The sequence below is a fragment of the Streptomyces sp. NPDC001920 genome (genome assembly GCF_053594495.1).
In genome coordinates, this window is the sequence record NZ_JBSFEP010000020.1 from 79617 (window position 1) to 101508 (window position 21892).

Below are 21892 nucleotides of genomic sequence, written 5' to 3' on the forward strand. Positions count from 1 at the left end.
GGGTGTTCGCGGTGTGTGCCGTCAGGGGCTGCCGGGAGTGGTCCGTGCGGGCACGGGGTCGGTGCCGGCCTGCTGTCCGGTGGGGCGCGGGGCGCGGACCGGTGCCGCGTAGGCGAGATGCGCGAGCCTCGACTGCTCCTGACGCATGTGCATGAGTGATTCGAGGATGTACCCCACGAGCAGGACCAGCGTCGCGATCGTCATGATCGCGGCCGCGAGGATCGCCGTGGGGATGCGCGGCACCGTGCCGGTTCGGACGAACTCGGCGATGACGGGGGTCCCGAGGACGACCGAGACGAAGGCCAGGAGGCCTGCGAGCACGGTGTGGACGAGCGAGGGGCGCTCGCGCCGGGCGAGATCCAGAATGGCCCGCAGAATGCGCCAGCCGTCCCGCCAGGTGCGCAGCTTGCTCTCGCTTCCGGCGGGCCTGACGCGGTAGTCCACCACCAGCTCCGCCGTGGGCAGGCGCAGATGGAGGGCGTGGATGGTCATCTCGGTCTCGGTCTCGAACTCACGGGCCAGCGCGGGGAAGGATTTGACGAAGCGTCGCGAGAAGACCCGGTAGCCGCTGAGCATGTCGGTCACGTCATTGCCGAACAGGAAGCGCACCGCGCCCGTCAGCAGCCTGTTGCCGGTGGCGTGGCCGGTCCGGTACGCGGTACTGACCGTCTCGCGGCGGGCGCCCACCACCTGGTCGTAGGGCCCCTCGAAGAGCAGGTCCACCATGTCACGGGCCCGGGAGGCGTCATAGGTGTCGTCACCGTCGATGATCAGCAGGACGTCGGCGTCGACATCGGCGAAGGCCCGCCGGATGACATTGCCCTTCCCCTTGCGCGGCTCTTCCCGGACGATCGCACCCGCCTCGCGGGCGGCCTCCACCGTGCGGTCGGTCGAGGCGTTGTCGTACACGTAGATGTCGGCCTCGGGGAGGGCCGCCCTCAGGCTGCGGACCACTTTGCCGACAGCCGCCTCCTCGTTGTGGCACGGCACGACGCACGCGATGGTGGGTTCCACGGCCACTCCTTACCCGAACCGGCGCCGGATGCAAGAGGAAATAATGCGATATGAGCGCGTCTGGGCGGTGGGGGCGCGCCGTGTCGTTACTCTCGCGGTGTGCCCGTCCTCAGATCCATGACGCTGCGTGTGCGTGAGGCCGTCCGGGACATCTGGCGCGAGGCCGCCAAATTCGGAGTGGTCGGGCTCCTGGCCTTCGTCGTCGACCACGGTGGCTACAACCTGCTGGTCTTCGGTCTCCCCGGCGGCACTGAGGGTGGGGTGATGTGGGCCGCCCCCGTCCAGGCGTCGCTCATCGCGACGGCTGCCGCGACGTTCGCCGGCTGGGTGGGGAACCGCTACTGGACCTATCGTCACCGTCATCGCGAGAAGGTGGGGCAGGAACTGGCCCTGTTCCTGTGCGCGAACGTGGTCGGCGTCGTCATCACGGCAGGCACGGTCTTCGCCTCACGGCATCTGCTCGGGCTGGACTCGGCGCTCAGCGACAACACCGCCCGCCTCTCCGGTTGGGCCCTCGCCACCCTGTTCCGGTTCTTCGCCTACCGGCGTTATGTCTTCGTGGCGCCCTGATCCGGACGGTCCGGTCGGCACTGCTAGCATCCGCCATATGGGACAAAATGCATTAAACCGGATTGAAAGGCGCTGGGTTTGGGTGCTGGCCGCGCTTGCCGCGTCGTGCTGGCTGGCCACCACCGTCGTCTTCGCCCCCGGGTACATGAGTCCCGACAGCATCGACCAACTCCGTCAGGCCATGGGCAGAAGGCCACTGACCGACTGGCACCCCCCCGTGCTGAGCCTGGTGTGGCGTGCGCTCATCGCGGTCACCGGTACGTCCGCCTCCATGGCCGTCCTGCAGTCGGCCCTCTTCTGGGCGGCGCTGTGGGTGGTGGCCTGGTGCGTGTGGGCGATGACCGCACGACGCGGCGGTTCGCTCGCCGTCCTCGCCCTCGGTCTGACACCCCCGGTCCTGACGTTCGTCGGAGTGGTCTGGAAGGACGTCCATGTGGCCGTCGCGCTGCTCGCCGCCTGCGCGGTGGCCTTGGTCGGGCTGCGACTGCGGGACAGCCGTCCTCCCGGCGCGCTGCGCTGGGTTCTGCTCTGGCTGGGCGTGCTCTTCCTCGCCTACGCCGTACTCGTGCGCAAGAACGCGTTCTTCGCGGCGATTCCGGTGTTCGTCCTGCTCGTCCGCGCGCTGTGGCAGGCACCCGGGCGCCGCACATGGGCCACGTGCACGGCGGCACTCGTGGCCGGTGTCGTCCTGCCCGCCGTCGCCATCTCCTGGTTCGCGCGGCCCGTGCAGACCAAGCAGGCCGCACAGATCATGATCGACGACCTGGTGCACGTGCTGACCGCTGAGGAACTGCGCTCGGCGGACGTGCCACGGGATCTGCGGGACCGCCTCGTGGCGGCAGCGCAGAAGTGCGAGCGCACCGGGACCCTGTCGGACGCCTACTGGGCCTGCTACGAACGCCCGGCCGCGGGCCTGACCGAGGACTCGGACCGCATCAGGTCCCTGTGGCTGCGCGAGATGAGCGGACACGCCCCCGAGTATCTCCAGTACCGGCTGCGGCTCTTCGCGGCCCTGCTCTTCGAGACCGGCTACCCGTACCACCCGGGGGTCAGTTCCAACGACCTGGGGATCGAGGTGACCCACCCCTGGCTGGAAGACACGCTGGACGCTTACGTCAGCGGCGTCGTCGAGGATCTGCGACCGCTCTTCCGGGGATGGTTCTGGCTCGCGGTCGCGCTCGTGCTCGCCGTCCGTCCTGGACGGGGGGTCTTCCACCTGCCGATCCGGGCGCTGGGCATCAGCTCCGCGGCCTACGTGCTCGGCTACCTGTTCATCGTGCCGGCGACGAACTACCGCTACGTCTACTGGCCGGCCCTTGCCTGCACACTCGGTCTCGTCCTTCTGTGGACGGGCCGAGACGACACCGCTCCGGCCGGTGCCGGGGGAGAGCGGGTTCACGTCGGCCGAGAGCGATCCGAGGCGTTCCCCGTCAAGCGCCGGCCGCCGGCGTCGCCGTAGCCGCGCGAATCAGCGCCGGCCGCACGGCCGGACCGGCGTCCGCAGCGGGCGGCTCACGTGCCGACCGGTCAGGGCAACGGCGTCACGCGGCGTTGCGGTGCCTCCCGCGCCGCGCGCTCGGACGGCGGTCGACGGACGAACGCTTCGTGGAGTGGACCAGACGCAGATGACGGCGCCCGGCGTGGCGTGCCGCACGCGGCTCGCCGAACACCCAGTCCTCCACACGATCCATCCCGTACAGCAGCAGCCCGAGGACCGGCAGCAGCAGAACAGCAACGATGATCACCAGCAGCCCCTCCCCACCGTGGACACCCGCCGGGTGCCCGCCACGATTGGGGTCATCGCCCGCAGGATGTGAAGGGGTCGTGACGGCCGTACGCCCGGACACCCCGCGCGCGGCCCGGATCACCGACACCCGCACCAGGGGGGTTCTCGACGCGCACGGCGTGACCGCGCCTTGACCTTGACACGGTGACAAGGTCTTCACTGCGGCCAGGAGGTGGTCCCGATGACCATGCTGAATGACGACACGAACCTGGTGCGAGCTCTCCAAGGGCTGGAGCACGGCAGCTCCTCGGTGCGGCTGAAGGCGGCTCTGGCGGTGGGCACGGCCCCGGACCGGCGGTGCGTCGACGCACTCGTCGAGCGTTGCGCGGTCGAGCCCGAGTTCCACGTACGTGAAATGCTGACGTGGGCACTGACACGCCACTCGCCGTCGACGACGGTTCCACGGCTCGTCGACGAACTCCGCTCGGAACGCGCGCAGGCACGAAGCCAGGCGTTGCACACGCTGTCCAAGATCGGCGATCGGCGGGCATGGCCGGCGATCACACGGGCGCTGCTGACCGACACCGACGACGAGGCGGCGCGCAGCGCCTGGCGCGCAGCGGTCGTGCTCGTGCCCGAAGGTGAAGAACCGGAGCTCGCCCGGGTGCTGGCGACGCAGCTGGGGCGGGGTGAACGGGAGATGCGGCTGAGTCTGAGCCGGGCGCTGACCGCGCTGGGTGAGGTGATCATGCCGACCCTGCACGCCGCGATGGCGCACTCCGACCCTCGTGTACGGCAGCACGCGCACGCCACGGAACGGCTGTTGCGGGACCCCGAAGCGGGATTCGACTTCGCGATCGAGGAAGCCAAGCGCACCCTGGTCCTCGGTACGACCGGCCAGGAGGAGTGACAGGCAGTGTTGATCGGTGATGTGGCCCGACGATCCGGGGTCAGCGCCCGCATGCTCAGGCACTACGACACGCTCGGCCTGGTGCGGCCGACCGGGCGTACCGAGGCCGGCTATCGCGAGTACTCCAGCGAGGACATCCGGCGCATCTTCCATGTCGAGAGTCTGCGGTCACTGGGGCTGTCGCTGCGCGAGATCGGGCGCGCGCTGGACGAACCCGGCTTCGAGCCCTCGGCACTCGTCGACGACCTCATCCGCCGGACGCGCGAACGCATCGCGAGCGAGACGGAGCTGCTCACGCGACTGACGCGGATCGGTGCCGCGGAACCCTCCCGCTGGGAGGAGGTCCTGGACGTGGTGGCGCTCCTCCAGGCCCTGGGGTCGCAGAGCCCGGGCAGGCGCCAGCGCGCGGCTCTGTCCTCCACCGGGAAGGATTCGGTGCCGGTGGAGGCCCTGGTCGAGGCGGTACTGAGCGAGACGGACCCGAACGTCGCCGGAGCCCTGCGCTGGGCACTGGCGCGATCGGGAGAGGACGGATTGGCACTCCTGGCGGAGGGCCTCGACTCACCGGTGGCCGAGGTGCGGCTGCGTGCCGTCCAGTCCGTCGCCAAGATTCCGAACGGTGGGGCCACCGCGCTGCTTCGGGGCGCCCTCACCCACCCCGACGGCACAGTCCGCAGGTGTGCGGCTCTGGCGCTCGGTACGCGTGGCGAGGCTGAGGCGGTACCGACGCTCATCGAGATGGTCGTCCAGGAGACGAACGACGCCGACGCGACGGACGCGCTGACCGCGTTGGCCGGCGATCCCGCCTTGACGGATCGGATCGCCACCGGGCTCGTCGACTGCCTCGACCGCGACACCGTCGGATCGTCCGCACGGCGACGGCTCACGGAGGCGCTCGCGGACATCCCGTGCGGCGCCACGACACGCGCCCTCGCGGATCTGTCCCATGACGAGGATCCTGCCGTCGCGCTCACGGCGAGGTACGTTCTCGAACTGCGCAACGAGCGCTGACCGCCCCCGGGGAGCCGGCCGCGCGGCCGGCCGAGCGGCGCGTCGCGCGCCTGGGGGTACGGCACCTACCGGACACCGCTAGCGAGCGATCGGCTCCGCCATGCGTTCGGTCTCATCCCGTACGAGCAGGGAGAGCAGGGAGGCCACGGTGAGGCCGGCTTCGGCCGGGTGGCGCAGGACCTTGTCCGGCTCGATGCGGTAGGTGTTGGTGCGTCCGTCCCTGGTGCGGGAGAGATAACCGTCCTGCTCAAGATCGGAGATGATCCGCGCTACGGCGCGCTCGGTGAGCCTGCAACGGGCGGCGATGTCACGGATGCGGACGTTCGGCTTGTCGGCGATGGCCGCCAGTACACGCGCGTGGCTGGTGATGAACGTCCATCCGGTATGAGATTCGGGCACTCCAACCATGTTCCGCATCTTAAGGGGGCACCGTTGCCTGAACCCAGATACATGACATACTTTTCAGGCAATCAATGACGTGCTCCCGCTGGGGGAGCCGCAGAAGGAGCCCGAAGGTGCCCTGGGACGAGGCCGTCAAGTCGACGTTCATGAGCAACACCGGTGGGAGGCCGTTGCCGGAGCAGGCCGGTGCGTCTGCCTCGGCGGGCGATGGCGTGTTGCAGTACGAATGGCGCGGAGCCTGGGTCGTGGCCGCCCACGGCGAGTACGACATGGACTCGATCGCCCCGTTGGCGGACGCGCTGGAGACCGCCGTCAGGAAGCACGCGAAGGTGGTTCTGGACGCCTCCGGCGTCGTCTTCGGGGACTCGACGCTGCTGAATCTGCTCATCCGCACCCACCAGGTGGGCACCCTGCGCGTGGCCGCCCCGTCACCACAACTTCGGCGGCTCTGTGAGATCACCGGGGCCGACATGCTCCTGGAGCTACGCGGCTCGGTGGACGAGGCTGCCGTCGCCTGAGGCGCCCGGGACGCCGGACCCGGTAGGGGGTGCGGAACGGGGCGCTGCCCGGGGTGTCGTGGGCGAGGCAGGGCCGGGCAAGGCCGCTGACGAACTCCGTCCGTGCGGTGACCGGCTGGAAAGCGGGTGACAGCGACACCTGCCCTGACCGAGTATCGTCCCGTGATACCTGACCTGCAGACTCTCTCCCTTCACGTCGTGGTTCCGGAGCTGCCGTCGCGTGGGGACGTGGTGGAGGTCCGTCCTGTTGTCGATGGGCGGGACATAGTGGCCGAAGCCTTCGACGAAGGCCCCGGGGAGGACCCCCGTCGCCTCCTGATCCCGAACGGTCCGCTGGGAGCCGACAGGGAACCGCGCGAGGTCCGCCTGGCCGAGGCCGGGTGCACCGAACGGTGCTGCGGAGCCCTCTATGTGACGATCCGTCGTGACGGCGACCAGGTGGTCTGGGGCTCATGGCGCAACCCCGACGAACCCGAGGTCGATCTCCCGGAGTTCAGATTCGACGCCCGGCAATACGGAGCAGAGGTGGAGCGAGCGACGTCTGATCATTCCTGGGAGTGGCCGGCTCGGACCGTGGCCCGACTCCTTGAGGGCGAGCTTCGGCAGCGCACCGCCTGGCTGGAGCGCTGGGAATGCGAACTGGCAGGTGTGTCCGCTTGGCTCTGGGAACCGGAGCGGATCAATCTCTTCTTCTTCCATCCAGGCCGTTCCGCCATCAGGGAAGACCGTCCATGGCTCCAGTTCCGCATGCCTGTGGCCGTCTCCGGTGACGCACCGGCGGACCAGGCCGAGCGGCTCGCGGAGCGGCTCACGGCGGGCGACCCGCGCCGGACGGCGGAAGTCTGCGGCGGCGCACCGGAGTTCGCCCGGCAACTCGGCTACCCCTGGCCCCAGGGACGCAGAGGCTGATCCGCCGGTGCGTGCTCAGGAGCCGCAGCCGCCGCCCGCTGCCTCCGCGCCGGCGGCGGCCGTGGCGGGTGCGCCGAGCCGGATCGCCTGCGGTGCCGGGGCGCAGCAGCCGCCTCCCGTCTGCTCGCTCTCCGGGGCGTCGAACAGCCCGGCACCGCCGCATACCCCGGTTTCGGGCAGGGTGAGTTCGACGCGGTCGGCGGCCTGCAGGTCGCCGGCGAGGGCGGCGACGACGGAGCGGGCCTGCTCGTATCCGGTCATCGCCAGGAAGGTGGGGGCGCGGCCGTAGGACTTCATGCCGACGAGGTAGACGCCCTGCTCGGGGTGGGCGAGTTCGCGGTGGCCGTGGGGCTGGACCGATCCGCAGGAGTGCTGGTTGGGGTCGATCAGAGGGGCGAGCGCGAGCGGGGCCTGGAGGCGCTCGTCCAGACCGAGGCGGATCTCGGAGAGAAAGGAGAGATCCGGGCGGAACCCGGTGAGTACGACCACCTCGTCGACCGCGTCGAGACGGCGGCCGTCCTCGGCGGTCAGGACCAGGCGGCCTTCGGCGTCCCGTTCGATCGCCTCGGTCCGGAAGCCGGTGACCGCGTCCGCGTGGCCCGCGTCGACGGCGGCCTTCGCCGCGAGTCCGAGCGCGCCGCGTGCGGGGAGCTGGTCGGCTTCGCCGCCGCCGAAGGTGGAGCCGGAGATGCCGCGGCGCAGGACCCACAGCACCCGCGTGCCCTCCCCGTCGTCGGCCTCGGCCAGCTCGGCGAGGTGAGCCAGCGCGGTGAAGGCGGAGGCGCCGGAGCCGATCACGGCGGTGCGCCTTCCCGCGTACCGGGCGCGTACGGCCGGGTCCTTGAAGTCCGGGACGCGGTAGGTGATCCGGTCGGCCGCGGCGTGCTCTCCGAGGGCGGGGAGCCCGCTGCCGCCGGCGGGGCCAGGGGTGGTCCAGGTGCCGGAGGCGTCGATGACCGCACGGGCGAACAGCCGCTCGTGGCGGCCGTCGGCGTGGGCGACGTGGACGACGAACGGCTGGCTCTCACGGTCGGCGTCGACGATGCGGTCGCGGCCCGCGCGGGAGACACCGGTGACCCGGGCGCCGGTGCGGACGGTGTCGCCGAGGGCGTCGGCGAGCGGCTGCAGGTACTGCTCGGCCCAGTCGCCGCCGGAGGGGTAGGCCGACGTGTCCGGCTTGATCCAGCCGGTGGGGGCGAGGAGCTTCTCGGCCGCGGGGTCGATCAGTTCGCCCCAGGTGGAGAACAGTCGGACGTGTGACCACTCGCGCACTGCCGCACCGGCGGCCGGGCCGGCTTCGAGAACGAGCGGGGTGAGCCCGCGACCCGTGAGGTGGGCGGCGGCGGCCAGACCGGCGGGGCCGGCCCCGATCACGATGACGGGCAGCTCCATGACGGGCGCGTTCACGGCGACTCCTAGCGTGTTTCGACGTTTGTCGATGGCTTGTGCGGATCAGCATGGCATCTGATTCGATAGTCGTCAACATAGACATGTATCGAATTCCGGGTCTCGCTCGCGTGCTGCCGGCATCGCCTTGCCCGGCCCGAGGCAGGTCTGGCCACGGTGTCCGGGGTGGGCCGGGTCGAGGCGCTCCTGGCGGGGGCGGGCGTGAGAAGGGGTGCCGCGCGCGGCGGCCCGGGCCTCGTTCGTTCGTCGGGCTGCCGTGGAGGCCGACCGGCCTCGATGTCTTCGCGTCGGCGGCGCGTTCTGTCGTTCCACTCGCGGGGGCGCGGGGGCGCGGGGGCGCGGGGGCCGGGGTGGGGCCCGTGTCGCCGCCACCCGGCTGTCCGGCCGGGATGCGGGCCCCCTCGCCCCCCTGGTTCGACGTATGTCAACATAGATGCATGTCGAATGGCAAGGTGCTGCCCCTGCTCGAAACCGCCGGCCAGGGCGCGGCGGCGTGCTGCCCGCCGCTGACCGAGCGTCCGTTCACCGCGGAGGAGGCGGAGACGGCCGCGCGGATGTTCAAGGCGCTGGGCGACCCGGTGCGGCTGCGGCTGTTCTCCGCGGTGGCCTCGCACGAGGGCGGCGAGGCGTGCGTGTGCGACATCTCCGACGTCGGCGTCTCGCAGCCGACCGTCTCCCACCACCTGAAGAAGCTCAAGGAGGCCGGACTGCTGACCTCCGAGCGGCGCGGCACCTGGGTGTACTACCGGGTCGAGCCGTCCGTGCTGACCGCCATGGGCCAGCTGCTGGGTACCGCGACGACCGCCGCCTGACCGGGCCCTCGACGGCGACGATGTGCCCGAGTGGACGACCCCACCGGCGCCGGGGCGTGCTTCGTCGAGAGCCCGGCGGCCGGCGGTGGCCGCGTCGATCAGCGCGCGGCCGTCGAGGCCGTCGGCGAGGAAGCGGGGCGGGTGCTGGGTGGCCCAGGCCAGTTCGGTGTCGTACCGAGGTCGGCGGCGATCCCGGCACCGGGGGTGCCGCCGCCGGCCACGATCACACGGCGTCCGGCGAAGTCTCGCGGGCGCCGGTACCTCGCCGTGTGCAGCGGCTGCCCGCCGAAGTGCCCGCGTCCCGGGGCGTGGGCGACGCAGGTGGTGGCCGGCGGTGAGCCCGGTGGCCGCCGGTCACCACCACCTGGAGCGCCACCGTGACCGAGCCGCGTCGGGGGTCGGGGGCGGGGTCGGTACCGGGGGAGGATGCCGTCAGGCGGTTTCCCGGCCGGGCATGAAGATGAGCGCCACCAGGGCCAGCCCGACCGCCGCACCGACCAGTTGCATGCCGACGAACCCGGCGACCGATCCGGGCGCGATGCCCGCGAAGGTGTCGGTGAAGGCGCGACCGATCGTCACCGCCGGGTTGGCGAAGGACGTGGACGAGGTGAACCAGTAGGCCGCGCCGATGTACGAGGCGACAGCCACGGGTGCGAACCGCAGCCTGTCGGTCCTGGCCAGGCCGAAGATCAGCAGGATCAGACCGGCCGTCGCCACGACCTCGCCGAGCAGCAGGTGGCCCGCCGACCGGTCGTGGGTGGACCACTTCACCAGCGGCTCACCGAACATCGCGTCCGCCAGCACCGCGCCCGCAATCGCACCGACCACCTGGGCCGGGACGTAGACGGCCGCTTCCCGCGACGAGACACCGGCGCCACCGCGCCGGGCGGTCCACCACTCGGCCGCGGTGACGGCAGGGTTGAAGTGCGCACCGGAGACGGGGCCGAGCAGGGCGATCAGGACGCCGAGGCCGAAGACGGTGGCCATGGAGTTGGCCAGCAGCTGGAGGCCGACGTCCTCGGTCAGTTCGGTGGCCTGGATGCCGGAACCGACCACGACCGCGACGAGCGCCGCCGTGCCGACCAGTTCGGCGGCGGCCTTGGAGATCAGCGGCGGTGCCACGGGCGGGGTGGCACCGGGGGCGGGCTGCGGTTCAGCGGCGGGAGCCGCGGCGTCCCCGGCTGCTCCGTCGTGCTCGGTGGTCTCGGTGGTGCTCAAGAGCACTCCTCGGTGTGTTCGGGATGGCGTACGGGGCGCGGCGAGGACGGGTGCCGGGGGTCAGGGACAGGACCGCTTGACGTTGTTCTCGGCGGTTGCGCGCGCGGTCTGCGCCAGTTCGGCCAACTGACCGGCGAGCGAGGCGATGACGTCGGGCCTGAGCCGGTAGTAGGTGAACCGGCCGCAGGGCTCCGTCTCCACGACGCCCGCCTCGCGCAGCACCTTCAGATGGTTGGAGAGGTTGGTCTGTCTGGCCCCCGTCTCCTCGGTCAGGTGCGTGGTGCAGAGCGTCTCCTCGGCGAGCAGGGAGACGATCCGCAGGCGGAGCGGGTCCGCGAGAACCCGCATCAGATCAGTGTCGACTGACGTCAGCATGGGCTGATACTGTCACATCACTCCGGGCTGATACCAGCCTGGGCCGACCCCTTGGAACCGCGTCTTCGCCTCCACGGCAACCCGTCACCCGGAGGGCGTCCCTGACCGCGTCACCCCTCCCGTTCCGCCCGACGAAGGAAGAACCGATGTCCTCCAGCCCGCTCGCCTCCGTGCTGTTCGTCTGTGTCCACAACGCCGGCCGTTCGCAGATGGCTGCCGGATTCCTCTCCCACCTCGCGGGCGACCGGATCGAGGTCCGCTCCGCCGGCTCCGTCCCGGGCGACCAGGTCAACCCGGCGGCGGTCGAGGCCATGAAGGAGGTCGGCGTCGACATCTCAGCGGCGCAGCCGAAGATCCTCACCACCGAGGCCGTCCAGGCGTCCGACTACGTCATCACCATGGGCTGCGGTGACGCCTGCCCGATCTTCCCCGGCAAGCGCTACCTCGACTGGGCCCTGGAGGACCCGGCCGGCAAGGGAGTGGAGGCCGTCCGCCCCATTCGCGACGCGATCAGGACCCGCATCGAGGCCCTGATCGCGGAGATCGACTCCGAGCGGGAGGCGTGACCCGAGAGCTGAGCGCCGCCGTCCCGGACGCGTCGCACGGCTGTGCTCGCCGCCGCGGGAAGCGACGGGCCCGGCCGTGAAGCCCGCGGTGTCTCGGGCACCGCTTCACGCGAGGGTGACGCGCATCCCGCCCTCGGTCAGGATCTCGATCACCGTGGCGACCAGGTCGTACGGCTCGCCCTCCGGTGCCAGGACGCGGGAGAGGTGCTCGCGTGCGGTCGCGGCATCCCGCCAGAGCAGGCTTGCCGGCGCGGTGTGGCCGAAGCCGCCGCGCAGGCAGTCCGCGACAGCGTCCAGGCAGCCGCCGAAGTAGCCGCCGGGCCCGTTGACGGCTTCACCGAGTGCCAGATGGAGCGCCGGTTCGTCGGTGATGTAGCGACCGTCCAGTTCGTATGCCTGCCCGGCCGGCCGGCCCCGGTGCCGGAGCCGGCAGCCCCGTTCGCGGACGAGGTCCAGCCAGGCCTCGCGCTGTCGGGTGTCGAGACCGGTCCACTCGCCGGGGGCGTCCGGAGGGCCGGCCAGCCCGCGCTCCCAGACCCGGCGGGCGTGGGTCGGTACGGGTTCGAGCCCTCCGTCGAGTTCCAGGTCGACCAGGTCCGTACCGAACGAGGAGGGCTTGCAGGCGCGGACCTTGGGCCACAACGGTCGGTCGGTGAGCGGTTCGCCGCGGTCGTCCCGTATCTCCAGGCGCACCTCGTCGAGGTGCAGAATGCGCCGGTTGCTCGCCCGCCTCGCCCGTACAAGCGGATCATGCGGGGCGAGCCCCCGCAGGACGAGCGAGGGCTCCGGGAGGTCGGGTGGCAGGATGCGGGTGAACTCCCGGCAGGAACCCAACCACCGGTACCCGTCGTGCAGTCGGACAGGACCCGAGTGCGCTTCGGGCGGGCCCTCGTAGTCGTCCAGGCCCGTGAGGACCAGGCCGTCCGGCGCGTACGATCCGACGCACTGCGCGTCCTCCAGGAGCCAGGCGTCGAGCCTTCTGTCTTCCGGCACCAGCCACACCCGGACGCCGACCCAGCCGCGGACCTCGGCTCCCTGCGGAACCCAGCCGAACAATTCGTACGTCCCACGCCGGGGCTCTGCGAACAGCCCCTCCACCTCGGCGCAGACACCCCAGACACGGCCGGTGTCCGCGTCCGTCAGCCGGTAACGCCCCTGTCCGCGGCGGCCCCTGTCCTCATGCACGGGGGCATCATGCCCGGACCGTGAGCGGACCGCGCCGTATTTTCCCCGGCCCCCGACACCTGCGGCGACCTGCTCCGGCGGATGTGGGGCGACCTCACGCGGTCGAGTGTGGGGGCGCAACTCGGGTGCGGCTGAGGGCCGTTGCTTCCTCTAGACAGGCTGTATATAGTCTATGTAGAGTACGAGTATGGGTACCTTGCGTATGACCCTGCAGACCCAACTGGTCCTGCGGGCCCTGCTGGAGGACCCCGCCAGGCACCGCTACGGCCTTGAGCTGTGCGACCTGGCGGGATTGCCGTCGGGCACGATCTATCCGATCCTCGCCCGCCTGGAACAGGTCGGCTGGGTGGACAGCACCTGGGAAGACCCTTCCGTGCACGAGGAAGCGGGCCGTCCGCGCCGACGCTTCTACCGGATCACCGAGGACGGCGCAGAGCAGGCCCGCGACGCTCTCGCCCGGGCCTACCGTGCCCGCAAACAGCCCCTGCCGGGGTGGGCCGCCCGCCCGGCCGCTGACGGGGGAGTGTCATGAACGCCCCGCGCCGGTCGACGCGGCGAGCAAGCAAGCGCCGTCCCGCCACCGCAACCCTCGACGGCCTGCTGTCCGTTGCGAGGGCGCGCCACTCGGACGCCGGTTCCTCGCTCATCCGGCGCGCCCACGACGAGGCCGCCGTATGGCACGAGGGCCAAACCCGCCGCAGCGGAGACACCGTCCTCAGTCACTGCGTCGCCGTCGCCGCCATCGTCGCCGAGGTCGGCATGCCGCCGTCCGTGATCTGCGCGGCACTGCTGCACGACATCAACGACACTGCCTGCCCGCCGAACCGTGTCACCGAACTCTTCGGGCAGGAGATCGCCGATCTGATCTCAGCCGTCCGCACCGCCGAACTCGGCAGGATCCCACTGAGCGGCCTCACCTTCACCAAGGCGAGCCCCACCGTCCGACCGACCCGGGACGAGGCCGTGTTGGCCATACGCCTAGCCGACCGGCTGCACAACATGCGTACCATCGCGTTCCTGGCCCCCGCCAGGCAGTACGGCCGAGCGCGCGAAACCATCGACGTACTCGCGCCCTTGGCCCGTGCGGCCGGCCTGACCGAGGTGGGCCGTGAACTGCACGACCTCTCCGCGGCCGTCCTCCGCCCCAGGACCTCCGCCCTGGCCGCCGCCACACGCGTGCTGACCGCGCTGACCCTGCTGCTGCCCGCTGCGCATCGAGCACGATGGCAGGAGGAATGGCACGCCGAACTCGCCACCCTCCCCGACCGCCGTGCCCGCGCCCGCTTCACCTGCCGCATCCTGCTCGGCACGCCCAGGCTGTCCCTGACACTGCGCCGCCCTGCTTTCCGGGAGCGGCGATGGTGAGCACCGCCGCCCGCCTGGGCGGTGTGCTGGGGGCGGCGGCCGCTTTCGCGGTCGCCATGGCACGCGGAGGTCTGCCCGCCTGGACGACCGGGGTGCTCACGGCAGGCGCTCTCGTCCTGCTTGCCGTCGTCCTGTTCGTTCCGAGCGAGACACCAGCCCGTCGACTGGGCCAGCTCATCGCGGCATGGCGCACCGCAACCGACAGTCCCCTCAGGTACGAGCCGGTGCGGCCTCCTGAGGCTCCACCCTCTCCGGCCCGCGACGGCAGCTGAAACGGCCCTGCCCGCCCCGGCCTTGAGCCGTGGCTGCCCGGCCTCGGCCCCTCGGCGACGTGAGACGGAGTCGCCTGCGGCAGCGGCTACGGGTGCAGTGTCGCCTCGCCGGTCACCCGGATCGCGGCCTCCTGGCCGGGGCCGACCCGCAGGGGGCCCACGACGCGAACGTCGACCGGGTCGTCGAGACCTTGGACGGCGACGGTCACCTTCGCGTCGTGGCCGTAGTAGAACACGTCCGTGACGGTGCCCCGCACGCCCTGCTCCGCGTCCGGGGACGTCAGTTGCAGTTGCTCGGGGCGCAGGACGACGGTGCCCGCGCTCCGGTCGTGGCGTGGCGCCGCCAGTGCCACGGTTCCCAGCGGCGTGATGGCGGTGCTGCTGTCGCCGCCCACCTTCCCGGGCACCAGGACCGCGTCGCCGACGAACCCGGCGACCCAGGGGTCGGCAGGGCGTCGGTAGAGGTCCTGAGGGGTGTCGCACTGGGCGATGCGGCCCTGCCGTACGACGGCCACGAGGTCGGCGGTGGACAGGGCTTCCTGTTGGTCATGGGTGACCAGCAGGGCCGTGGCACCCGTCGCGCGCAGCGCGGCGCGCACGTCGGCGCGGACCCCGGCGCGCAGCGCGCTGTCGAGGGCGTTGAACGGTTCGTCGAGGAGGACGAGCGCGGGGCGGGGGGCAAGGGCCCGGGCCAGGGCGATGCGCTGCTGTTGCCCGCCGGACAGCTCGTGCGGCATCCGCTCGCCGTATCCGGCGAGTCCCACCAGGTCGAGCATGTCCTGCGTCCTGCGGCGGCGCTCGCCGCGGTCGAGTCCCCTCATGCCGAAGGCCACGTTGCGGGCCACGCTCAGGTGGGGGAAGAGGGCGCCTTCCTGCGGCACGATGCCGATGCGGCGCCGCTCCGGGGGCAGATGGACGGCGGGGCCAGCGAGGGTGCGGCCGTCCAGTGCGACCGTGCCCGCGTCGGCGCGCAGGAACCCGGCGAGGATGCGGAGCAGGGTGGTCTTCCCGCAGCCGGAGGGCCCGAGCACGGCGGCCAGTGCCCCGCCCGGCACGGTGAGGTCCACGCCCTGCAGAACAGGTGCTTCGGGACCGTACGCCTTGGTGAGCCGCTCGATGCGGAGTTCGTTGGAGTGCTCGTCGGGGTGCTCGTTCATGTGCGGTGCCTGCCCAGGAGGTAGGAGGGGACGGCGGCCAGGAGGATGAGGGCTACGGCGTAGGGGGCGGCGGCCGCGAACGAGCCCGCTCCGGTCTCGGTCCACAGCCGGGTGGCCAGGGTGTCCATGCCGGTGGGGCGCAGCAGCAGCGTGGCGGGCAGTTCCTTCATGCAGACCACGAAGGTGAGCGCGGCGCCGGCCGCCACACCTGGCGCGGCCAGCGGCACGGTCACCTCGCGCAGCACACGCAAGGGGGAGCGGCCCAGCGAACGGGCCACGTCCTCCAGCACAGGGGGCGCCTGCAGTACGGCGGCGCGGGTCGCCGCGACCGCGACGGGCAGGAACAGCACGGCGTAGGCGCAGATCAGCAGGGGGAGTTGCTGGTAGAGCGGATAGGCGTAGCGCACCGCGAAGAAGACGAGGGAGAGCGCGACGGTGATGCCGGGCAACGCGTGTCCGGCGTAGGCGGCCTGTTCCAGCAGCCGGGCCCCGCGTCCCCGGTACCGTGCGGCGATCACCCCGACGGGCAGCGCCAGCAGCGTGGTGAGGGCGGCTCCCGCGGCGGCGACGCCGAGCGTGGCCCAGGCGGCCTCCGTGAGCGCGCCGAGGTCCCAGGTCGCCGAGTTGCCGACGGCCAGCCAGTAGCCGAGGGTGCCGAGCGGGAACACCACGGAGGCGGCCACCGACGCGGTGCACCAGGCCAGGGCTGGGATCCGCCAGCGCCCCAAGGGCACAGGGACGGCCGGGCGGGCGGTTCCGCCGCCGGTCCTGGCATGGCCCGCGCGCCCCCGGGTGCGTGCCTCGGCGGCGACCAGCGCCACCGTCATCACCACCAGCACGACGCTGAGGGCGGCTGCCGGGGTGCGGTCGAACGAGGCGCGGTAGGAGGTGTGGATGGCCCGGGTGAACGTGTCGTAGCGCATCAATGAGACGGCGCCGAAGTCGGACAGCACGTACAGCGCGACGAGCAGCGCCCCGCCCGCGGCGGCCGGACGCAGTTGGGGCAGCGTCACCCGCAGGAAGGTGCGCACCGGCCCGAGTCCGAGGGAGCGCGCCGCCTCCTCCTGCGCCGGGTCGATTCCGCGCAGCGCGGCGGCGACCGGCAGTTGGACGTAGGGGAAGCTGACGAGGGTCAGGGCGAGCGCGGCTCCCGCGAATCCGGCGGTCCCCGGTGCGGCGGCCAGCCACGCGAACGCGGCGACGTAACTGGGCACGGCGAGCGGCAGGGTGACCAGTACCGACCAGGCGCGAGCCGCGGGCAGGGCGGTGCGTACGGTCAGCCAGGCCAGGGAAACGCCGAGCAGCAGGCAGGCCGCCACGACGACGGCGGTCAGGCCGAGGCTGCGGGTGAGGAGCTGAAGGGTGCGTTCGTCGGCGACGACGTCCCAGGCGTAGCGCGGCCCGCGTTCGAGGGCGCGGACCGCGAGGTAGCCGAGGGGCAACAGCGCGAACAGGGCGGCGACGCAGGCGGGCACGAGCAGGACCCACGGGGCTCTGCGGCCGGCGGGCGGTGCCCCGCGCTTCGTACGGACGGGCCGGCGCCCGGCGGGAGCGGGAGCTCCGGCCGGGCGGCCTCCGGATGCCGGTGCGGTCACGTCGGTCTCACGGTTTCCGTCGGTCTCACGTGGTCGTCCGTCTCATGTTTCCGTTTGCCTGGAGGTCTTCGGATTTCCGTTTGCCTGGAGGTCCTCAGACCAGCCCGACGTCCTGGAGCATGGCCAGCGTCTCCTGGAGGGATTCGAGCTTGCCCAGGTCGATGTCCGGGGACTGCAGGGAGTCGAACGGCGGCAGGCCCTCGACGTCGCTGGTGACACCGGCGGCCAGCGGGTACTCCTTCGTCTTGTCGGCGAAGTAGGTCTGCGCCTCCTCCGACAGCAGGTAGTCGACGGCCTTCTGGGCGGTCGCGGCCTGGTCGCCGTCCTTGAGGATGCCGACGCCCGCGACGTTGATGAGCGCGCCGGGGTCCTTGCCGGGCAGGAAGTGGAGCTTGGCGTCGACCTTGTCCTCGCCCTTCTCGGCGACGCGCTCGTACCAGTAGTAGTGGTTGACCAGGCCCAGGGAGACCTCGCCGGACTCGACGGCGTCCAGGGTGGCGAGGTTGTTCGTGTACACCTTGCCGTTGGCCTTCAGGCCCTGGAGCCACTCGCGGGTGGCCTCGTCACCGTCCAGGACGCGCATGCCGGTGACGAACGCCTGGAAGGAGGCGTTCGTGGGCGCGAAGCCGACCTTGCCCTTCCAGTCGGGCTTCACCACGTCGTGCACGCTGTCGGGGACCTTCGCCTCGGCGACCTGGTCCGGGTTGTACGCGATGACGCGCACCCGCCCCGACAGGCCCACCCAGTCGCCCGCCCCGCCACGGTAGGCCTCGTCCACCTCGTCCAGACTCGACTGCGGCAGCTTCGCCAGCACGCCCTCCTTGGACAGGGCGCCGAGCGCACCGGCGTCCTGCGAGAAGAACAGGCCGGCCTTGGTGCGGTCGCCCTCCTCCAGGATCTGCGCGGCCAGTTCGGCGCTGTCGCCGTAGCGCACCTCGACCTCGGTGCCGACGGCCTTCTCCAGCTTGTCGAGGATCGGCTTGACCAGCTTCTCGTTGCGCCCGGAGTAGATGACGAGGGCGGAGTCGCCGCCCTCCGCGGAGCCGCCCTTGTCGTCGCCGGAACCGCAGCCGGCAAGGACGGGCAGGAGCAGGCCGGACGCGACGAGCGCGGTGATCCGGCGAGCCGAGGGGCGTCGCATGTGGTGTGCCTTCCTGAGTGGCTCGCCGTACGCCGCGGATCGCGTCGTCGTGCCAGCGAGCGGCGAAGCGATGCTTTCAAGCCAACTGTGAACATGCTATGAATAAGGTAAAGCTTGCCTAACCGTCAAGGGACTGTGCTATTCGCGGACGCTGCCGCAGAAAGGTGACGCGCCCGTGATCGACCCCTCTCGCCCTCTGTCGGCCCCCCTCACCGTGCCGAAAGCACGTTGTCGCCCGGGTTCGAACCCGCAACCGCCCGTGCGGTCGCGCGGGGTGCCGTTCGCCCGCCACCTCTCCTCCTTCGGTGACCGCACCGCTCTGATCACGCCCTCGGGCGAGGTGACCTACCGCGCGCTCGCCGAGCGCGTGGCCGCCACCGCCGAACGCCTCGGCCCCGCACGCCGCCTCGTCCTTCTGGCGGGCGCCAACCGGGCCGACGCCCTGGTGATCCACCTGGCGGCCCTCGCCTGCGGCCACCCCGTGCTGCTCGTGCCCGGCGACAGCGCCGGCACCATCGACGCACTGACCGCCGCGTACGACCCGGACGTCGTGGCGCGCCCGGACGAGCACGGCGGCTGGAACCTCGACGAACGGCGCCGGAAGAGCGCCCACGCCCTCCACCCCGATCTCGCGCTGCTGTTGAGCACCTCCGGTTCGACCGGCTCACCCAAACTGGTCCGGCTCTCGCACGACAACCTCCAGGCCAACGCCGAGTCGATCGCCACCTACCTCGGCATCGGCGACGCCGACCGCGCGGCCACCACCCTGCCCATGCACTACTGCTACGGACTGTCCGTCATCCACAGCCACCTGCTGCGCGGGGCCGGACTGATCCTCACCGAGCGGTCGGTGGCCGACGCCGCCTTCTGGGAGGAGTTCCGCGCCGCCCGCGGTACGTCGCTGGCGGGGGTGCCGTACACCTTCGACCTGCTCGACCGGGTCGGCTTCGCACAGATGCGGCTGCCCCACCTGCGCTACGTCACCCAGGCCGGAGGCCGTCTGGCCCCCGAGCGGGTCGCGCGCTTCGCCGAGATGGGCCGACGGTCCGGCTGGGAGCTGTTCGTGATGTACGGACAGACCGAGGCGACGGCCCGCATGGCCTATCTGCCCCCCGAGCTGGCGACCGAGCGCCCAGGGGCGGTGGGCGTCGCGATACCGGGGGGCTCCTTCCGGCTCCAGCCGGTGGACGGCGTGGACGCGCCCGACACCGGTGAACTGGTCTACTCGGGCCCCAACGTCATGCTCGGATACGCCGAGACCCCGGCGGACCTCGCCCTCGGCCGCACCGTGGAGGAACTGCACACCGGCGACATCGCCCGGCGCGCCCCCGACGGACTGTACGAGATCGTGGGCCGCCGCAGCCGGTTCATCAAGGTCCTCGGCCTGCGCATAGATCCGCACCGCGTCGAGTCGATCCTGGAGGGGCACGGCATACAGGCCGCCTGCGCCGGCGATGACGACGCGTTGGCCGTCCTCGCGGCCCGCACCGCGGGTACCGACGCACCGTCGATCCGGCGTCTGGTGACGGACGCATGCGGTCTGCCGCCGCGCTCCGTACACGTCCGGCTGGTGCCCGAACTACCGCGGCTCGCCTCGGGCAAGACCGACTACGAGGCCGTACGACGACTGGCCCGCGAGCCGCTCGCGCCGACGCCGGACTCCGGGGACGGCGCCGACCTCTGCGCCCTGTACGCCGAGATCCTCGACCGCACCGACGTCACCGAGGACAGCAGCTTCGTGAGCCTGGGCGGCGATTCGCTCTCGTACGTGGAGATGTCGCTGCGGCTGGAAGAGGCACTGGGCGTGCTGCCCGCCGACTGGCACACCACTGCGATCAGCCGGCTGCGCGGCCCGCGTACGCCGGAGCGCACACTGGAGGCCACCCCACGGCGCGGGCTGCGCCGCACCCTGGAGACGGGCATCGCCCTGCGGGCGATCGGCATCGTCCTCGTCGTCGGCTCGCACATCCCCGTCTTCCTCGTCCAAGGCGGCGCCCACGTACTCCTCGGTGTCGCCGGATACAACTTCGCACGCTTCCACGTCTCCGCCGCCGAGCGCGGGGAGCGCCTGCGGAGGATGGCACGAAGCGTCGCGCGCATCGCCGTCCCCAGCATGGTGTGGATCGCCTTCGCGCTGCTGCTGACCGGCGAGTACGACCTGGCCAACGTCGTCCTGGCCAACAGCCTCTTCGAGCAGGACAACTCGGACCCGGAGTGGCGCTACTGGTTCGTCGAGGCGCTGGTGTACTTCCTGGCCGGGCTGGCCGTCGTGCTGGCCATTCCCGCGCTGGACCGGGCAGAGCGGCACAACCCGTTCGGCTTCGCGCTGGCGCTGGTCGCCCTGGGGCTGGTCGGACGCTACGACCCGTGGGGCCTCGCACACGTGCGCACGCATCTGAGCCCCACCGTGGTCTTCTTCCTGTTCGCGCTGGGCTGGGCGGCCGCACGGGCGCGTACGACGGGACAGCGGCTGCTGCTCACCGCCGTCACGCTCGTCACCGTGCCGGGTCTGTTCCCCGGGGAGCAGACCCTGCGGACGTCGGTCGTGGTGGGCGGACTCGCGCTGCTGCTCTGGGTTCCGGCACTGCCCAGCATCGATCCGGTCAACCGGCTCGCGGGCGTTCTGGCGGGCAGCTCGCTGTACATCTACCTGACGCACTTCCACGTCTACCCCCACCTGCGGGACCACTCGCCGGTGGCGGCCCTGCTGGTCTCTTTGGTCTTCGGGGTGGCGTACGGAGCAGTGTCCACCCGCCTGACGCGCAGGCTCGTGCCGAGGTTCCAGGCCCTCATGAGGCCCTCCGCGCCGGGTGCGCCCCTCGCCCCCGGGCCGGTGCGTGCCTACGACGGCCGGCCGTACGGAAGCCGAGTCAGCCGGAACCGTCCTGGACCAGCAGCTCGTCGAGCCGCGTCAGGTCGTCGCGGACCGAGTCCCGTTCCTCGTCCGTGAGGTGGACCGCGGTGGCCTTCGACAGTGCGCAGGCCGCTGTCTCCTCGTCACCGAGGCGCCTGGCGACGTCCGCACGCAGCACCAGCAGGCGCAGCGACTGCACAGGCGTGGGCCGCTCGTCGGTGAGACGCAGTACGTGGTCGAGGACCTTGGCGGCTGCCGCGGGATCGTCGCGGGAGTCCGCGAACAGCGAGGCGTGGTGCAGGGCCCGGGAGAAGGTCTCCTTGGGCGCGGGCCGGTGGTGCAGGTCCTCGCTGATCGGCCGGCCGACGCGGATGCAGTTGCCGCCCGGGTCGGTCATGAGGAACTGGCGCATGCCGTGCGACGCGTCCCGCAGTGCCCCGATGCGGGGCAGTCCACGGTTCGGAACCTTCCCGTACCGGGCTCTGAGGCCGGCGGTGAAGGCCTCGTGCAGTGCGTCGACGTCGTCGGTGAGGATGTAGCAGGTGCTGTACGACTGGGCCGGGTCGTACCTCTTCATCCCGAAGAACTGGAGCTCGATGTCGCCCCGAGCGACAGCCGCGTACGGGTTCGGGCTCGCCTGGTGGAAGGTCACCTCGAATCCGAGGGCGGTGTAGAAGTCGAGGACGGGCTGGATGGTCCGGCAGGGCAGGATCGGGATCGTCTTCTCGCTCATACGGCGACTCTAGTCAAACTTGACTAGATGCAGGAGGTGTTTGCGGTGATCGTCTTCGGCTGAACGGGATGGTCGGTATCGGTCGATGTCGCGACTATGTCGAGAGAGAATCGCGCTACTTCATACGTAAGTTCACACCTTGCATCGAATGT

The 21892-nt window shown here is 71.5% G+C and carries 24 protein-coding genes; 12 read left to right on the forward strand and 12 right to left on the reverse strand.

The window, feature by feature from the left end:
* Positions 1-21: 21 nt before the first annotated feature.
* Positions 22-1020 carry a glycosyltransferase family 2 protein gene (locus ACWCPI_RS30045; protein WP_451041102.1) on the reverse strand — a complete coding sequence of 333 codons (999 nt, stop codon included), beginning with the start codon at positions 1018-1020 and terminating at the stop codon, positions 22-24.
* 93 nt (positions 1021-1113) lie between these two features.
* On the opposite strand from ACWCPI_RS30045, the gene ACWCPI_RS30050 reads away from it, so the two are divergent.
* Positions 1114-1584: a GtrA family protein gene (locus ACWCPI_RS30050; RefSeq protein ID WP_451041103.1), complete on the forward strand. Its 471-nt coding sequence runs from the start codon at positions 1114-1116 to the stop codon at positions 1582-1584.
* An 82-nt stretch (positions 1585-1666) separates the two neighbouring features.
* Positions 1667-3043 (forward strand): hypothetical protein, encoded by a 1377-nt coding sequence (locus ACWCPI_RS30055; protein ID WP_451041104.1) that lies wholly within the window; start codon positions 1667-1669, stop codon positions 3041-3043.
* 82 nt (positions 3044-3125) lie between these two features.
* Here ACWCPI_RS30055 and ACWCPI_RS30060 read toward each other — a convergent pair whose 3' ends face one another.
* Entirely contained in the window at positions 3126-3329 is a 204-nt protein-coding gene (locus ACWCPI_RS30060; protein WP_451041105.1) for a hypothetical protein, read from the reverse strand.
* 222 nt (positions 3330-3551) lie between these two features.
* Between ACWCPI_RS30060 and ACWCPI_RS30065 the strand changes: the two genes are divergently transcribed.
* Both ACWCPI_RS30065 and ACWCPI_RS30070 read left to right on the forward strand, forming a co-directional pair.
* Complete coding sequence (locus tag ACWCPI_RS30065; RefSeq protein ID WP_451041106.1) at positions 3552-4220, forward strand: HEAT repeat domain-containing protein; 669 nt, start codon at positions 3552-3554, stop codon at positions 4218-4220.
* 6 nt (positions 4221-4226) lie between these two features.
* The gene (locus ACWCPI_RS30070) at positions 4227-5231 is read left to right on the forward strand and encodes a HEAT repeat domain-containing protein (RefSeq protein ID WP_451041107.1); all 1005 of its coding nucleotides are present in this window, start codon (positions 4227-4229) and stop codon (positions 5229-5231) included.
* 78 nt (positions 5232-5309) lie between these two features.
* On the opposite strand, the gene ACWCPI_RS30075 is transcribed toward ACWCPI_RS30070, so the two are convergent.
* Positions 5310-5639 (reverse strand): helix-turn-helix transcriptional regulator, encoded by a 330-nt coding sequence (locus ACWCPI_RS30075; protein ID WP_451041108.1) that lies wholly within the window; start codon positions 5637-5639, stop codon positions 5310-5312.
* A 107-nt stretch (positions 5640-5746) separates the two neighbouring features.
* Between ACWCPI_RS30075 and ACWCPI_RS30080 the strand changes: the two genes are divergently transcribed.
* Together ACWCPI_RS30080 and ACWCPI_RS30085 are read left to right on the forward strand one after the other, a co-directional pair.
* Positions 5747-6151 carry an STAS domain-containing protein gene (locus tag ACWCPI_RS30080; RefSeq protein WP_451041109.1) on the forward strand — a complete coding sequence of 135 codons (405 nt, stop codon included), beginning with the start codon at positions 5747-5749 and terminating at the stop codon, positions 6149-6151.
* Between the two features lie 411 nt (positions 6152-6562).
* Entirely contained in the window at positions 6563-7060 is a 498-nt protein-coding gene (locus ACWCPI_RS30085) for a hypothetical protein (protein ID WP_451041110.1), read from the forward strand.
* Between the two features lie 15 nt (positions 7061-7075).
* Here the strand turns inward: ACWCPI_RS30085 and ACWCPI_RS30090 are convergent, their stop codons facing one another.
* Complete coding sequence (locus tag ACWCPI_RS30090; RefSeq protein WP_451041111.1) at positions 7076-8467, reverse strand: NAD(P)-binding domain-containing protein; 1392 nt, start codon at positions 8465-8467, stop codon at positions 7076-7078.
* Between the two features lie 437 nt (positions 8468-8904).
* Between ACWCPI_RS30090 and ACWCPI_RS30095 the strand changes: the two genes are divergently transcribed.
* Positions 8905-9279 carry an ArsR/SmtB family transcription factor gene (locus ACWCPI_RS30095; RefSeq protein ID WP_451041112.1) on the forward strand — a complete coding sequence of 125 codons (375 nt, stop codon included), beginning with the start codon at positions 8905-8907 and terminating at the stop codon, positions 9277-9279.
* Positions 9280-9377: 98 nt separating this feature from the next.
* Here ACWCPI_RS30095 and ACWCPI_RS30100 read toward each other — a convergent pair whose 3' ends face one another.
* From ACWCPI_RS30100 to ACWCPI_RS30110, 3 genes are read right to left on the reverse strand one after another with little or no spacing between them, the layout of a single operon-like run.
* Entirely contained in the window at positions 9378-9773 is a 396-nt protein-coding gene (locus ACWCPI_RS30100) for a hypothetical protein (RefSeq protein WP_451041113.1), read from the reverse strand.
* Entirely contained in the window at positions 9712-10497 is a 786-nt protein-coding gene (locus ACWCPI_RS30105) for an aquaporin (RefSeq protein ID WP_451041114.1), read from the reverse strand. Before ACWCPI_RS30105 ends, ACWCPI_RS30100 begins: the two co-directional genes overlap by 62 nt.
* Before the next feature lie 60 nt (positions 10498-10557).
* The gene (locus tag ACWCPI_RS30110) at positions 10558-10872 is read right to left on the reverse strand and encodes an ArsR/SmtB family transcription factor (RefSeq protein WP_451041115.1); all 315 of its coding nucleotides are present in this window, start codon (positions 10870-10872) and stop codon (positions 10558-10560) included.
* Between the two features lie 146 nt (positions 10873-11018).
* Between ACWCPI_RS30110 and ACWCPI_RS30115 the strand changes: the two genes are divergently transcribed.
* A complete protein-coding gene (locus tag ACWCPI_RS30115) occupies positions 11019-11438 on the forward strand; it encodes an arsenate reductase ArsC (protein WP_451041116.1) in 420 nt (139 codons plus the stop codon).
* Between the two features lie 105 nt (positions 11439-11543).
* Here the strand turns inward: ACWCPI_RS30115 and ACWCPI_RS30120 are convergent, their stop codons facing one another.
* Complete coding sequence (locus tag ACWCPI_RS30120) at positions 11544-12623, reverse strand: barstar family protein (RefSeq protein WP_451041117.1); 1080 nt, start codon at positions 12621-12623, stop codon at positions 11544-11546.
* A gap of 187 nt (positions 12624-12810) precedes the next feature.
* Between ACWCPI_RS30120 and ACWCPI_RS30125 the strand changes: the two genes are divergently transcribed.
* The 3 genes from ACWCPI_RS30125 to ACWCPI_RS30135 are packed head-to-tail and all read left to right on the forward strand — an operon-like array spanning position 12811 to position 14260.
* The gene (locus tag ACWCPI_RS30125) at positions 12811-13155 is read left to right on the forward strand and encodes a PadR family transcriptional regulator (protein ID WP_451041118.1); all 345 of its coding nucleotides are present in this window, start codon (positions 12811-12813) and stop codon (positions 13153-13155) included.
* Entirely contained in the window at positions 13152-13988 is an 837-nt protein-coding gene (locus ACWCPI_RS30130) for an HD domain-containing protein (protein WP_451041119.1), read from the forward strand. The genes ACWCPI_RS30125 and ACWCPI_RS30130 overlap by 4 nt, the downstream gene beginning before the upstream one ends.
* Positions 13982-14260 (forward strand): hypothetical protein, encoded by a 279-nt coding sequence (locus ACWCPI_RS30135; protein WP_451041120.1) that lies wholly within the window; start codon positions 13982-13984, stop codon positions 14258-14260. The genes ACWCPI_RS30130 and ACWCPI_RS30135 overlap by 7 nt, the downstream gene beginning before the upstream one ends.
* An 86-nt stretch (positions 14261-14346) precedes the next feature.
* On the opposite strand, the gene ACWCPI_RS30140 is transcribed toward ACWCPI_RS30135, so the two are convergent.
* From ACWCPI_RS30140 to ACWCPI_RS30150, 3 genes are all read right to left on the reverse strand, one after another.
* Positions 14347-15417 carry an ABC transporter ATP-binding protein gene (locus ACWCPI_RS30140; RefSeq protein ID WP_451041121.1) on the reverse strand — a complete coding sequence of 357 codons (1071 nt, stop codon included), beginning with the start codon at positions 15415-15417 and terminating at the stop codon, positions 14347-14349.
* On the reverse strand, positions 15414-17012 hold the full coding sequence (locus ACWCPI_RS30145) for an ABC transporter permease (RefSeq protein ID WP_451041122.1): 1599 nt from the start codon (positions 17010-17012) through the stop codon (positions 15414-15416). Before ACWCPI_RS30145 ends, ACWCPI_RS30140 begins: the two co-directional genes overlap by 4 nt.
* Before the next feature lie 94 nt (positions 17013-17106).
* Complete coding sequence (locus ACWCPI_RS30150) at positions 17107-18153, reverse strand: iron ABC transporter substrate-binding protein (protein ID WP_451041123.1); 1047 nt, start codon at positions 18151-18153, stop codon at positions 17107-17109.
* Between the two features lie 274 nt (positions 18154-18427).
* Here ACWCPI_RS30150 and ACWCPI_RS30155 point away from each other — a divergent pair, with 274 nt between their 5' ends.
* The gene (locus ACWCPI_RS30155; protein ID WP_451041124.1) at positions 18428-21103 is read left to right on the forward strand and encodes an AMP-binding protein; all 2676 of its coding nucleotides are present in this window, start codon (positions 18428-18430) and stop codon (positions 21101-21103) included.
* On the opposite strand, the gene ACWCPI_RS30160 is transcribed toward ACWCPI_RS30155, so the two are convergent.
* Entirely contained in the window at positions 21024-21740 is a 717-nt protein-coding gene (locus ACWCPI_RS30160) for a bleomycin resistance protein (RefSeq protein ID WP_451041125.1), read from the reverse strand. The two genes, ACWCPI_RS30155 and ACWCPI_RS30160, sit on opposite strands and share 80 nt — an antisense overlap.
* Between the last annotated feature and the right edge of the window lie 152 nt (positions 21741-21892).

What these genes read in the sequence shown, in the direction of transcription:
- ACWCPI_RS30065 (WP_451041106.1), top strand. Translation starts at nt 3,552, where the DNA reads ATGACCATGCTGAATGACGACACGAACCTGGTGCGAGCTCTCCAAGGG.
- ACWCPI_RS30075 (WP_451041108.1), bottom strand. Translation starts at nt 5,639, where the DNA reads ATGGTTGGAGTGCCCGAATCTCATACCGGATGGACGTTCATCACCAGC.
- ACWCPI_RS30095 (WP_451041112.1), top strand. Translation starts at nt 8,905, where the DNA reads ATGTCGAATGGCAAGGTGCTGCCCCTGCTCGAAACCGCCGGCCAGGGC.
- ACWCPI_RS30110 (WP_451041115.1), bottom strand. Translation starts at nt 10,872, where the DNA reads ATGCTGACGTCAGTCGACACTGATCTGATGCGGGTTCTCGCGGACCCG.
- ACWCPI_RS30115 (WP_451041116.1), top strand. Translation starts at nt 11,019, where the DNA reads ATGTCCTCCAGCCCGCTCGCCTCCGTGCTGTTCGTCTGTGTCCACAAC.
- ACWCPI_RS30125 (WP_451041118.1), top strand. Translation starts at nt 12,811, where the DNA reads ATGGGTACCTTGCGTATGACCCTGCAGACCCAACTGGTCCTGCGGGCC.
- ACWCPI_RS30130 (WP_451041119.1), top strand. Translation starts at nt 13,152, where the DNA reads ATGAACGCCCCGCGCCGGTCGACGCGGCGAGCAAGCAAGCGCCGTCCC.
- ACWCPI_RS30135 (WP_451041120.1), top strand. Translation starts at nt 13,982, where the DNA reads ATGGTGAGCACCGCCGCCCGCCTGGGCGGTGTGCTGGGGGCGGCGGCC.
- ACWCPI_RS30140 (WP_451041121.1), bottom strand. Translation starts at nt 15,417, where the DNA reads ATGAACGAGCACCCCGACGAGCACTCCAACGAACTCCGCATCGAGCGG.
- ACWCPI_RS30150 (WP_451041123.1), bottom strand. Translation starts at nt 18,153, where the DNA reads ATGCGACGCCCCTCGGCTCGCCGGATCACCGCGCTCGTCGCGTCCGGC.
- ACWCPI_RS30160 (WP_451041125.1), bottom strand. Translation starts at nt 21,740, where the DNA reads ATGAGCGAGAAGACGATCCCGATCCTGCCCTGCCGGACCATCCAGCCC.